Origin of the sequence: Streptomyces sp. Root1304, from assembly GCF_001426405.1 — a bacterium.
In the GTDB taxonomy this organism is placed as follows: domain Bacteria; phylum Actinomycetota; class Actinomycetes; order Streptomycetales; family Streptomycetaceae; genus Streptomyces.
Genome location: NZ_LMEP01000023.1, coordinates 354,379 through 367,160 on the forward strand (window position 1 = coordinate 354,379; position 12,782 = coordinate 367,160).

9 protein-coding genes are annotated in these 12,782 nt (G+C 73.7%); 4 read left to right on the forward strand and 5 right to left on the reverse strand.

The genetic code is table 11. The features are described from left to right. Window positions 1–140 precede the first annotated feature (140 nt). Window positions 141–2,093: an N-acetylmuramoyl-L-alanine amidase gene (locus tag ASD33_RS23750; protein WP_056564073.1), complete on the reverse strand. Its 1,953-nt coding sequence runs from the start codon at window positions 2,091–2,093 to the stop codon at window positions 141–143. Window positions 2,094–2,488: 395 nt separating this feature from the next. After that, a complete protein-coding gene (locus ASD33_RS23755; RefSeq protein ID WP_056564078.1) occupies window positions 2,489–3,616 on the reverse strand; it encodes an aminoglycoside phosphotransferase family protein in 1,128 nt (375 codons plus the stop codon). A gap of 233 nt (window positions 3,617–3,849) precedes the next feature. On the opposite strand from ASD33_RS23755, the gene ASD33_RS23760 reads away from it, so the two are divergent. Continuing rightward, on the forward strand, window positions 3,850–5,343 hold the full coding sequence (locus tag ASD33_RS23760) for a hypothetical protein (RefSeq protein ID WP_056564080.1): 1,494 nt from the start codon (window positions 3,850–3,852) through the stop codon (window positions 5,341–5,343). A gap of 104 nt (window positions 5,344–5,447) precedes the next feature. Here the strand turns inward: ASD33_RS23760 and ASD33_RS23765 are convergent, their stop codons facing one another. Beyond that, window positions 5,448–6,926: a SpoIIE family protein phosphatase gene (locus ASD33_RS23765; protein WP_056564081.1), complete on the reverse strand. Its 1,479-nt coding sequence runs from the start codon at window positions 6,924–6,926 to the stop codon at window positions 5,448–5,450. Window positions 6,927–7,486: 560 nt separating this feature from the next. Here ASD33_RS23765 and ASD33_RS23770 point away from each other — a divergent pair. Beyond that, the gene (locus ASD33_RS23770; RefSeq protein ID WP_242427246.1) at window positions 7,487–8,584 is read left to right on the forward strand and encodes a hypothetical protein; all 1,098 of its coding nucleotides are present in this window, start codon (window positions 7,487–7,489) and stop codon (window positions 8,582–8,584) included. Between the two features lie 156 nt (window positions 8,585–8,740). Next, window positions 8,741–9,886, forward strand: coding sequence for a hypothetical protein (locus ASD33_RS23775; protein WP_157870073.1), 1,146 nt, complete (start codon window positions 8,741–8,743; stop codon window positions 9,884–9,886). 79 nt (window positions 9,887–9,965) lie between these two features. Here ASD33_RS23775 and ASD33_RS23780 read toward each other — a convergent pair whose 3' ends face one another. Together ASD33_RS23780 and ASD33_RS23785 are read right to left on the reverse strand one after the other, a co-directional pair. Then, a complete protein-coding gene (locus tag ASD33_RS23780; RefSeq protein ID WP_199863581.1) occupies window positions 9,966–10,763 on the reverse strand; it encodes a HEAT repeat domain-containing protein in 798 nt (265 codons plus the stop codon). 117 nt (window positions 10,764–10,880) lie between these two features. Beyond that, window positions 10,881–11,855, reverse strand: a complete 975-nt coding sequence (locus tag ASD33_RS23785; RefSeq protein WP_056564086.1) for an SGNH/GDSL hydrolase family protein — start codon at window positions 11,853–11,855, stop codon at window positions 10,881–10,883. A gap of 173 nt (window positions 11,856–12,028) precedes the next feature. Here ASD33_RS23785 and ASD33_RS23790 point away from each other — a divergent pair, with 173 nt between their 5' ends. Continuing rightward, a complete protein-coding gene (locus tag ASD33_RS23790; protein ID WP_079044998.1) occupies window positions 12,029–12,625 on the forward strand; it encodes a GNAT family N-acetyltransferase in 597 nt (198 codons plus the stop codon). Window positions 12,626–12,782 lie beyond the last annotated feature (157 nt).

The window sequence follows — 12,782 nt, forward strand, 5'->3', positions numbered from 1 at the left end:
GCAAGAACGCTGGTCTTCCGGCCCACCTTTACCCGTCGCCCGTACGGCGCACGCGATCTCCTGAATAGTCCTATGAACGCCGAAGGGGTGGTGCCGGACCCTGAGTCCGGCACCACCCCGCGCCTTTCGGCCAGCCCCCGTCAGGCCCGGGAAACCCGCACGTCAGCGGCCTTCACAAAGGCCACGCGATGGCCGAACTGGATCTGGTAGTACTCCTCCTGGCCGCGCACCACCCGGTGCCCGCTGGTATCGAACACCGGCGCGAAGAAGTACTCGCCCGGGGTCCGGTCGCCCACCACGTACCGCTGCCCGGCGAGCAGCTTGTACGACAGCGGCGACACCGACTGCACCGGCACTCCCGCCGGGTACGCCGAGGCCTCCGGATACGCCCGCCCGTACACCGGCACCTCCGCGAGCCCCTCCCGGGGCGTCAGGACCAGACCGCGCGCGTTCACCGCGGTCGGCTCCTCCGCCGGGTTGTGGAACCAGGCCTTCTGCCCGAGGTACCAGACCGCCGTCCAGTCGCCCCGGCGCTCCGCCACCGCGTAGCTCTGCCCCGTCGAGGCACGCGCCCCGGTGTCGTTGACCCCGGTGGTGGAGTCCTGCCCGCCCGGCCGCAGACCGATGTCCTTCACCAGGGGCGCGTCCGCGCTCGGCGCGGTGTAGAGGCGCACCGCCCCGCTGCCGTGCGGCACGCACGCCGTGCCGGTCGTCGCACAGCCCGTGTAGACCGGCTGGTGGCCGCTGTACTCCGGCCGGATCGTCACCACGCCGGCGTTCGGGCCCGCGCTGGGCGTGATCGGCCGGCCGAGCAGCCGGAAGTAGTGCGCCCAGTCCCAGTACGGCCCCGGGTCCGTGTGCATGCCCTTGATCGTGGACGACACCGTGCCCGGGACGTTGTCGTGGCCGAGGACGTGCTGCCGGTCCAGCGGGATGCCGTACCGGGCGGCGATGTACCGCACCAGCCGCGCCGACGACCGGTACATCGCCTCCGTGTACCAGGAGTCCGGCGAGGTCAGGAAGCCCTCGTGCTCCAGTCCCACCGACTTGGCGTTCACGAACCAGTTGCCCGCGTGCCAGCCGACGTCCTTCAGCGACAGGTGCTGGGCGACGTGCCCGTCGGAGGAACGCAGGGAGTACTGCCACGAGACGTACGTCGGGTCCTGCACCAGTTTCAGGGTGGTGGCCCAGTCGGCCTCCGTGTCATGGATGACGATGTAGTCGATCGACTGCGAGGCCGGCCGGTCCGCCTTGTCGTGGTTGCCGTAGTCGCCGTCGCCGAACTCCTCGTACGGCGCCGGGACCCACTCGCACGCCACCGTGGGCGGGCACTCCACCGGACCGCCGGCCGGCCGCCGCAGCCCGAGGGAGGTCATCTGCTCCGTGTCGGGCGCGACCGCGGGCGCGGCCGGCAGCGTCACCACCTGTCCGCTGTCCGTCGTCCGGGACTCCCCGGTCCTGATCACGTCGAAGACGTCGTTCGCGTACGTGGCCGCCGTCGCCGAGTCGTCCGCGCCGGAGTAGCGGGCCACCGCCCCGTACCAGTCGGCCGGGTCCGCGCTCGCCGGGAGCCCGGCATCGCGCTGCGCGGCCGCGAGCAGCGCAGCCCCGCCCTCGATGTTGGCCTCGGTGCCGGTGCGCAGCTCCTCGGCCGGAATGCCGGACAGCTCGGACGCCCGCTCCAGGGTCCGCAGCCGCGGGGGCAGCGACGCCGGGTCAGGGGCGGGCGACGAACCCGAGGGCGCCGAAGCGGTCCGGTCGGTGGAGCCCGCAGGGCGGAGGGCACGGGACTCGTCGCCGCGGGCGTCCTCCTCGCCCTCCGAGTGGTGCGGTGCGGCCGAGGCCAGCGCCGTCACCGCGTCCGTCAGATGCATCGGCCCGTAGCCGCCGGTCACGCTCGGCGCACCGCCGTGGGTGTCCCAGCGGGACTGGAGGTACGAGACGGCGAGCAGCACGCTCTCGGGGACGCCGTGGCGCGCGGCCGCCCGCGCGAACTGCCCCTGGAGGACACCCGCCTCGGGGACCTCGGCACCGGCCGGCGGCGCGGCGGAGAGCAGCGGGAGCAGCAGGGCGGCGGACGCGAGCACGCCCACCGCCCTCGGGACTCGGGGTGGCGGCGTACGTCTCGTGGACGAGGGACGGAGCAAGGCAGCCTCCAGAGGCAGGGGGTGACACGGGGGCGTGCGGGACCGAACCCGTACAGGGGTATCGGCTCCCGAACGATCCGTCAATCACGCCTGCAATCATGGAAGTTCCCACGTCAGAGCGGGAATGGAGGCCATCCGGCGGAGTTTCGCGGAGACGGGTCCCGGGCCTGGGACGCGTCAGTGGAGTGGACCATTGGTTCCGTGGCGGAGCCGGTCCGGGGGTCGGGGTGAACCGGCACCGGCGGCGGCCCGGCGGCGGACATGACGATGCGCCGCGTCCCGGTGTGTCGGCACCGGGCGCACGGCGCACCCACCCCCGTGTCGTCGGTCGGTCCCGCGCCTCAGCGCGTCCCGACCGCCGCGCGCACGGCCCGCCGTGCCATGGCGCAGTCGTCGTGCAGCCGCCTCAGGAGCAGCCGCTGTTCCTCACCGGGCGCGAGCGCCCCCGTCGGCACCGGTACGGAACCCGCCGGCGGAGCCTCCTTCATGGTGCGCTGCACCGCCGTCTCGTAGGTGCGGATCTCCCGCGTCAGCACGATCATCAGGTTCACCAGGAAGGCGTCCCGGGAGGCGGGACCCGCCTGCTGGGCGAGCTGGCTGATCTGACGGCGGGCCAGCGGCGCGTCACCGAGCACCGCCCACAGCGTCGCCAGGTCGTAGCCGGGCAGGTACCAGCCCGCGTGCTCCCAGTCGACGAGGACGGGTCCGGCGGGGGAGAGGAGGATGTTGGAGAGCAGGGCGTCACCGTGACAGAACTGGCCCATGCCCTGGCGGCCGCCCGCCTGCGCCAGGCCGTGCAGCAGCTTCTGCAGGTCGTCCCGGTCACGGTCCGTGAAGAGTCCCTGCTCGTGGAAGCGCGCGATCCGCGTGCCGTAGTCGAGCGGCGCGTCGAAGGTCCCGGCCGGCGGGCGCCAGGCGTTCAGCCGGGCGATGGCGCCGAGCGCGGCCCGCACATCGGCCCGGGGCGGCGCCTCGACGGGGTGGCGCGAGAGGGCCGCCGCCCGTCCGGGCATCCGCTCGATCACCAGCGTGCAGTTCTCCGGGTCCGCCGCGATCAGCCGCGGCGCCCGCACCGGCGGACGATGGCGGACGAAGGAGCGGTAGGAAGCTATTTCGTGCCGGAACCGCTCGACCCACGCGGGGGAGTGGTCCAGTAAACACTTCGCGACCGCCGTGGTCCGCCCGGTCGTCCCGACGATGAGTACGGAACGCCCGCTGCGCCGCAGCACCTGCACCGGATTGAACTCCGGGCAGATCCGGTGGACCGAGGCGATGGCCATCTTCAGCTGCGCCCCCTGGGGGCCGGACAGGTCGAGTCTTCCGCTGATCGGCTGCGTGCCCGTGCCACCGGTCCAGCGCCGCGGCCGGACGGCCTGCGGGGCGGGGGCGAGGTACGGGCCGGCGCCGGCGGGGACGATGCGGTGCTGCGGCCGGGGCGGGGCGGACACGGAGGACGATGCTGTGTACATGGAGGTGACAGATCCCTTCGTGTGCCGACGAGTTGCGTGCGTCGCCCCGCCCGCCCCCGGTCCGCACCCTGGGGAATGAGGGCCGGTCGGCGGGGCGGGGTGGCGCGTTCCTACCTGACACCCGGGCGCGGGTGGCGGAACATCCAGCGCACCCTGGCGAACCCTGGCGAATTGTCGCCAGGCCTATGACAGAGGGCTACTGTCAACTCAGCCGAGAACCTGGGGGCTTAGACGTGACCGGACAAACCAACACCCGCCTTGCAGACCTGTTCGGCCTGGCCGGATGGTCCAAGGGCGAACTCGCGAGGCTCGTCAACCGGCAGGCGGCGGCCATGGGCCACCCCCAGCTGGCGACGGACACCTCGCGGGTGCGGCGGTGGATCGACCGGGGCGAGACCCCGCGCGATCCCGTTCCCCGGGTGCTGGCAGCACTGTTCACCGAGCGACTCGGCCGTGTCGTGACCATCGAGGACCTCGGGTTCGTACGACACGGGCGCAGCGGAAAGCAGCAGGACGTCAGGAAGACGGAGAACCCTGACGGGCTGCCCTGGGCACCCGATCGTACGGCGGCGGTCCTCACCGAATTCACGGGAATGGACCTCATGCTCAACCGACGCGGCCTGGTGGGCGCGGGTGCCGCGCTTGCCGCCGGCTCCGTACTCAGCAACGCCATGCACGACTGGCTGCAGAACGACCCCGCACGCCAGTCCACCCCCCAGCGGGCCACCGATCCCCTGCACGCCGACCCCGCCGGCTTCGACCGTTACGAAGCGGCCCCCATCGGGTCGCAGGAGATCGAGGCCCTGGAGCACTCGGTGGAGGTGTTCCGCGCCTGGGACGCCTCCCGGGGCGGCGGTCTCCAGCGCAAGGCCGTGGTGGGCCAGCTCAACGAGGTGGGCGGCATGCTCGCCTACCGCCACGCCGACCACCTCCAGCGGCGCCTGTGGGGCGTCGCCGCCAACCTGGCGGTCCTCGCGGGCTGGATGTCCCACGACGTGGGCCTCGAACCCACGGCGCAGAAGTACTTCGTGATCGCCGCCCACGCGGCCCGTGAGGGCGGCGACCGGCCCCGGGCCGGCGAGGCGCTCTCCAGGGCCGCACGGCAGATGGTGCACCTGGGCCGTCCCGACGACGCCCTCGACCTCATGAAGCTCGCGAAGGACGGCTCGGGCGAGCGGGTGCTGCCCCGGACCCAGGCCATGTTCCACACGATCGAGGCCTGGGCGCAGGCCTCGATGGGCCGCGGGCAGGCCATGCGCCGCACCCTGGGCGAGGCCGAGGAGCTGTTCGTGTCCGACCGGCGCGACGAGAAGACGCCGAGCTGGATGCAGACCTTCGACGAGGCGGACATGCACGGCATGCAGGCCCTCGCCTACCGCACCCTCGCGGATCACGACGCGACCGCCGCGGTGCCGGCCCAGCACCATGCCAAGCTGGCGCTGGAGTTGCGGCGCGGCGGCCATGAACGGTCGAAGCTCTTCGACCACATCTCGATGGCCTCGGCCTGCTTCATCGCCGACGATCCGGAGCAGGCGGACCGCTACGCCAGGCTGGCCCTGATCTCGATGGGACAGACCTCGTCGCACCGCACCTGGGACCGTCTCCGGGAGATGTACCGCCTCACCGGGCAGTACGCCGGATACACGAGGATCGACGGTCTGCGCGAGGAGATCGAGGAGGCCCTGCCGAGGTCGCCGGTCAACCGGCCGAGGACGGGCGAGGCCTGAGGGTCCCGGCATCGAGGGTTTTCAGTTCGAGGGAGCGTCCCCCGGGTCATCGTGCGGGTCGTCGTTCGGCGACGGGCATGCGTGGCGTACGGGCGAGGCCGCCGTCACCCCACGCGTACCACCATCACGCAGGCGTCGTCCTCGCGTTCCTCCTCGCCGAACTCCTCGACCACCGCGCGGACCCCGTCCTGGGCGTCCCGTGCGTCGGCGAGCCGGTGTCCGAGGGCGAGCAGGCGCCGTGCGCCGGTGTCGTCGTCCGTTCCGCCGCCGCGGGTCAGTCCGTCGGTGTGCAGGACGAGGACGTCCCCGGGGAGCAGCCGGGTCTCGGCCTCGGCGTACACGGCCCCGGTCGTCGCTCCGAGGAGGACGCCCTCGGGGCGCCGGAGGAGGTGGCCCGTCCCGTCGCGGAACAGCAGCGGGGCGGGGTGGCCGGCCTGCGACCAGGTGAGGGTCTGGGCCACCGGGTCGTAGCGGCAGCACATCGCGCTCCCGAGCGCGGGCTGCACGGAGGTCTCCAGGAGCTGGTTCAGATGCCCCATGAGCGCGGCGGGGCGGATCCCGGCGACGGCCATGCCGCGCAGCGCGCCCAGGAGCATCGCCATCGAGGAGGTCGCGGCGACGCCGTGGCCCGTCAGGTCACCGACGGTGAGCAGCGCGTCCCCGTCGGGCAGTGCCAGCGCGTCGTACCAGTCGCCACCGATCAGACCGGTGCTGGCGGCCGGGAGGTAGTGGGCGGCGACGTCCAGGGGTGCGGGGCCGTCGTGCGCGAAGCGGAGCGAGCCGCGCCAGGGCGGCAGCACGGCCTCCTGGAGCTCGACGGCGACCCGCCGCTCGGTCTGCTCGATGTGGCGGCTGCGCTCCAGGGTGTCCCGGGTCTCCCGGACGGCGCGCTGGCTGCGCCGGAGTTCGCTGACGTCGCGGAGGACGGCCCACATGGACGCGGTGCAGCCGTCGGCGTCGAGGACGGGCTCGCCCGTCATGTGGACGGTGCGGACCGTTCCGTCGGTCCGGACGATCCGGAACTCGCCGTCGATCGGCCTTCCGTCGATCAGGCAGTCCGTCACCATGCTCTGCAGCAGCGGCTGGTCGTCGACGAACACCATCGTCGGCATCTCGTCCAGCGACATGGGGCCGTTCTCGCGCGCGCGTCCGAAGATCTGGAACAACTCTTCGGACCAGCTGACCTCGTCCGTGAGCAGGTTCCACTCGGCGCTGCCGACGCGGGAGAGCAGCGAGCCGGTACGGGCCGGGGCGGGTTCGCCGTAGGCGGTGCCGGGCTCGGCCACGTGCGGGACGGCCGGAGCGGTGTCGGTCGCGGAATCGGCGTCCGACACCGTGTCCGGCCCCTCGGGCGCACCGGCCCGGAGCTGGCCCAAGTGGGCGCCGAGGTCGTCGAGCTGATGAACCGCGAGGTCACAGAGGGCGCGCTGCCACCGCCGCCGGGGATCGTCGTCGTTCGCCACGGCGTCCTGGCGGACGGCGACCAGCTCGCCGCGGAGGCGGCGGGTCTGCGAGATGAGCGCGTCGACCGCACCCGGCTCCGGCTGCTGGGCGGGGCGGTCCGCGAACAGAGGGGACGGCATGTCGTACTCCGATACAGGCGCGGCACGGCCAGGCCAAGGGGGAAAGGGAGGCCCGCATACGACTGTTGCACAGCCCGGGACGACCCGTAAGGGCTTTGGCAACACTCGATCCGGTGGTGCTTGTGGCATATGCCAAAGGCCCGGCGAATATCGGCCAGGCCACGACGGGTTACGGTGCGGGGGTGGTGAACGACGACGGAATCGACACGGTGGGCACCCGCACGGCGGCCAGGGACACGGCGAGCGCCGGCGGGACAAGAGGCCCGGTGGGGGCGGCGGTTACGGCGGTGACGGGTGTGACGGATGAGGTACGCAGGGCGGGGGCGGGACGGGTGTACGGGGTACCCGACGACGTGTCGCACGCGGCTCCGACGGTGACTCCGCGTACGGATCGGGGCGAGTCTCCGGCGGGGGCGGCGGGGGCCGGGACGGGGGGTCGGCCGACTGTGCCGGCCGACGCGATCCTCGGGCCGTCGCCCGTGGTCCCGACCCCCGTGGCTCCCGTCCCCGTCGGCACCGCCCTCCTGCTCGCCGCCGCGCCCGCCGGGCGCGGACGGGTCATGGACGCCGCTTCCGTGCTTCCGGCCCTCGCCGCCGTGCCGCCGGGAGCCCTCACCGGCACCGCCACCGCGACGGTCGTCGAACTCGCCGACCCCCTCGACCCGCAGACCGTGCTCACCCGGCTCCGCGCCGCCGCCGCGAGCCCGGGTCCCCTCCTCGTCTGCCTCGCCGGGCAGCTCCACCTCGACCGGCGGCAGCGGCTGCTCCACCTCGCGCTCGCCCGCACCACGCCCGCGACCCTCCGCTACACCGCGCTGCCCTGGCACTGGCTCGTCGGCGAGCTGAGCGTACGGTCCCCCGGCACCACGACCGTCGTCGCGGACCTCGCGGCGGACCCCGACGCGTGGGAGCGCCTCACCGCCGCACCGGACCTGCTGCACCTCGGACCCGGCCCGGCCCTCTACGGGAGGGTGACGGCGCCCCCGCGACGGGGCGAGCGGGCGATGCCCGACTACCTGCGTTCCTGGGCGGAACTCCGGCGCTCCGGCGCCCGACTGCCGTACGCCACGCTCCACGCGGAGTCCGCCGCGCGGACCGCCGCACCCGCCCCGGCCCGGCTGCTCCTGGACCCGGCCGCGGCCGCACCCGTACCTGCCCCCGCTTCCGTACTCGCTCCCGCTCCCGTGCCTTTTCCGGCTTCCGTGCCCGCGCCGACTCCCGTACCCGCTCCCGCTCCCGCGCCGGGCGCGGAACAGGATCCGCACCCCGCGATCCTGGCCGCCGCCATGGCCGGCCGGCACGGCGAGGCCGCGGCGGTGGCCTCCGCCTGGGAGCGCGAGGCCCTGCGTCACCACGGGCCCCGCTCCATGGAGGCCGTCCACTGGACGGAGGTGCGCGCCGACCTCGCCCGCCTCGCCGGGGAACCCGCGCGCAGCTGCGAACTGTGGCTCGTCGCCGCCGAGGCCCGGCTCGCCCTGCGGCAGGCGACGGACGACCCGGACGTCGAAGGGGCCGTGGACCGGGCGCACCACCAGTGGGAACAGATCGACGACCCGGAGCGCGCCCGCGACCTCGGCCCCACGCTCGTCGACGTGCGCCGAAGGGTCCCGGGCCGCCGACCGGGAGCACTGGCGGCCCTCACGCGCCGCATGACCTGACAGCCACGGCGCGGCGGGCGCCGCCTGCGCGGGGTTGCCCTTCGCCGTCTTCACCCCCCCGGAAGCGTCGCCCGCCGTCGCCTTCCACCTGCGCGCCCGCGCACCCGTACCTCTCTATGATCGTCTCGACGTGAGGCCGTGACGGGGGAGTTGTCGATGAGTGTCGGACGCGTACGGACACCGGGTGTGCTGGGGGCGCTGGCCGTCCTGGGGGCGGTCCTCGTCGGCTGCACCTCGGGAGGCGGATCCGACGGCGCCCCGGGAGGCCCTTCGGGCAGCGCTCCCGGAAGCACGGGCAGCACGCCGACCGGTGCGGAACCGGCGCTGACGGAAGCCGTGGCGCGGCAGGTCTTCGAGAAGTACGTCCGGGAGAACGCCGCGGCCGACGCCAAGGGGGATCTCGCGGCGACGGCCCGCATCGAGGGCGGCCGGCTCCTGGAGGAGAGCCGGGCCGAGGCCCGGCTGCGCGCGGCGAAGGGGGAGAAGGACGAGGCGGTCCGCTATGTGAAGCCGGTGTTCCTGATCCCCGGAGCAGGAACGGGGGCAGGGGCCGGGACAGCGGGGTCCGCTCCGCAGAGCTTCGCCGTGCTGAGCAAGCGACAGGGGCAGGAGTCCGACCGTTCCTCCGTCCTGCACTACTTCGTGCGCGAAGGGGACGGCGGGGGGTGGCGGGCCGTCGTGGCCACCTGGGTGGTGACCGAGCCGGCGGCGGGCACGCCGAGCCCACCGGAACCGGAAGCGTCGCCGGAGAAGGGCGTCATCGCGCTGCGGCCGGAGGTGCTCCCGTCCCCGGCCCGTGACGCCTCGGGGCGGACCGAACTGTCACCGACGGGCGTGGCGGACGGCGCTGTGTGCGGGAAGTACGGGGAGTTCCTCAGCTTCACCGTGCCGGGAGGGAAGCCCGACAGCCCGTACTTCGTGAAGGGCGAGTTCACCGGCAAGCTGGTCGGCTTCTTGAACGGCTGGCACGAGAAGCAGCTCGTACGGGACTTCACGTACCGGCCGGTGGGGCAGGCGCTGCCGGTGTTCCGTCTGAAGAACGGCGGTTCGCTGGTCACCTGCACCCTCGAAGGGACCTTCCACGACCGGGGCCGCACTCCGGCGGACTGGATCTCGACGAACGCGGGCAGCGACACGGAGGTCCTGCTGGGCAGGGCCGGCCGGAAGTGGAGCACCATCGAGGAGGTGTGGAGCGTGACGGCGGTGGTCGAGCTGCCGAAGGGCGGCGGGCCCGCCACGGTCCTCTCCTCGAACGCGTACAAACCGACGAAGATGTCCGTGAAGGGCGTCGAGTGGAAGTGAACGGGCGCGGTGCACCGGGACGCCCGCCGGCACCGGCGGCCGGCTGACCGGAGGGACGCGCCGACCTCTACGGCCCGCGTCAGCAGTCGCGGGCGTCTTCCACCGCCTCCCGGACGTCCGGGTGCGGGTCGTCGGCGAGGCCGTCGAGGAGTTCGGCGACCCCCGGGGTGGACCAACGGGCGACCGCCGACACCAGATCCGCCCGCACCCGGGGGTCGGGGTGGGCGGCGAGACGGCTCAACGCGGGGAGCGGGCCGCGGCGACGCATGCCGAACCAGTACAGCGCGTCCCGCAGCGCGGCGGGGTCCCCGGGATCAGCGGCCGCCACCCGGTCGAGCAGCACCCTGACGGGCGGCGGCGGGCCGTCCAGCGGGTGCGGCAGCCGTTCGCGCAGCCGCCGGGCCCCGTAGCCGCCGCGCACACGGCACCCGACACAGGTGCAGGGGCGCGTCGTGTGCGCGTCCGGGAAGTACCGCCAGCCCGCCACCTGCGGCGCGGCGCGGACCCGGTGCACCTCACGCGGCCGGATCGCCCGGGGGACGAACACCTCCCACCCGCGCGGGTCCTCCAGCGCCGAGATCCGCCGCACCGCCTCCGCCGCGGGAACGGTGGCCTGGGCATCCCGCACGCGGTCGGCATAGCGTCCGACCAGGACCTCCTGGGCGTCGTCGAGGCGCACATGGACGGCCACGAGCCCGCCCCGGCTGCCGAAGCGGGCCAGCTCGCGCAGCCATTGGTGGGTCAGGGCGTACGACGGAAGGACCGGGAAGCAGTAGACGCCGCGCGCGCCGCCCTGCCCGTGGGCGGCCGCCCTGATACCCGACCGTCGGATGCGCGGCGCGTTCGCCGCTGAGGTCATGTGCACGAACATCGCCATGGCACGGATCGTAGGTGACCCGTTCCTCGGCGTCGGTGTCGGCGTCGGGGAAGTGGATGTACGGCGGCCGGGGGCCCGGGTCGAAACCCGGGCCCCCGGCTGAAGTGCCGGTCAGGACTACTGGGTTGAGGATGCCAGAGCGGTGCGGACGGCTGCCTCGACGTGGGTGGCGGCGTTGGTGTGACCGGCGGCGTTGGGGTGCACGAGCGTGGCCCGGTTGCCGTCGGCGCACTCCAGCGTGATCGGACCGAGGGCCACCTCGGTCGGCCAGTACGAGCCCGCCGTCCCGCAGACGCCCTCGACCCACTTCACGTCCCGAGCCTGGCAGGCGTCGTGTCCGACGCTGGAGGCGGCGGTGTCGACGTACTCGCCGCCGGACAACTCGGTGATGGCCTCGATGATCGCGTTGAGGTGGGCGTTCACCCCGTGCATCCAGGCGATGTCCCCGTGGGTCAGCGAGACCGTCCCGAGGCCCTGGATCGAGGCGGCCAGCTCCGTGGTGTCCTGGCGGTCACAGCTGGTGGCGTCCTCGGGGAAGATCGTCGGGTAGCCCACCGTGATGATCCTGGCGTCGGGCGCCTTCGTCTGTACGGCGCGCACCATGCCGGCGTATTCGCGGGTGACCCGGTCGTACTTGTCGTAGATGGACTCCGGGTCCAGGAACGGGCCTCCGCCCTCGTAGGCGTCCCGGCAGGGGGTGGCCTCGTCGGGCTGACCGACGCCGGAGATCAGGCAGGCGGAGAGCATCTTCCCGAACGGCATGCTGTTCCCGCCGACGCCGATCGTCACCACGTCGGTGTCCGCGTTCAGCCCGGCCCGCTCGACCTGGGTCGCCACGTCGGGCCAGCCGTCCTCCGGAGCCTCCACCGGGCTGATCGGCGTCTGCCGGGCCGAGGCGATCTCGTTGATGACGGCCCCGCCGCAGCTGACGTCGGTCAGCTTCACCGAACGGCCGGCCGGCGGCGCGGCGGCGAGCCGGGCCGCGACCAGGTTCGGGTACGAGCCGGTCGTACGGTCGCAACCGTCCCGGTTCGCGTCGCCGAGCGCGGGGCTCGGGTCTCCCAGGTCGAGCAGTGGATCATTACGCTGCACACTCAAGCAGTTGCGGTGAGTGACTTGCCAGTTCGCGGATGATCATTCACTCTCCCGTGTCCGCGGAGGCTAGTTGGGGTGTGATCGGGTCAGGGCGTGCCTGTTCGGGGGCGTGGGACGCGACCCGCCCCCGTGGCCCCCGGAACCCCGGCCGGGCTGAGATGATCGGACCCATGCCCGCCTCCTCGACCCCGGCCGCGACCACGAAGCCGGCCCCGACCCCCGCCTCCGCTTCGGCCCCGGCCTCCGCTCCGGTCTCGGCCCCCGATGCGGCGCCGGCCTCCGTGCCGTCCCCGGCCGTCCCCCTCACCACCGAGCGGCTGCTCCTGCGGCCCGTGCGTGCGAGCGACGTTCCCGAGGTCACCCGGCTGTGGACGGATCCCGGGGTCAGACGGCATCTGGGCGGGCCGGTCACGGAGCAGGTCGTACGGATCCGGCAGCGGCGTGTGGTGGGGGCGCCGGGCGTGCGCGCGGTCCTGCGGGCCGCCGACGGCGTCCTGCTCGGGATCGTGACGGTGGAGCCCGCGGCGCGGGACGGGGAGACGGAGATCTCGTACCAGTTCCTGCCCGAGCACTGGGGCCGGGGCTACGCGCGGGAGGCCGTCGCCGCCGTCCTCGACGTCACGCTCCGCGGGACCCCGAGTGTCGTCGCGCTGACCCAGCAGGCGAACCACCGTTCGCGGCGGCTCCTGGAGGACGTCGGCATGAGCCACGTCTCGTCCTTCGTCGAGTACGAGGCCCACCAGGTCCTCTACCGGCGCCGACGCTGACCCGGCCGACCCGCGCCGCCCGCCGCATCCGCCGCGCCACCTGAAGTCCCACGCGCCGCCCCGCCCCGGCACCGATCCGCGTACGCTCTGCGGATCGTCCACCGGGGCGCCCGCGTCGAGGTCCTCCTCGGTGGGAACCCGGTCGTCGACCGCACCG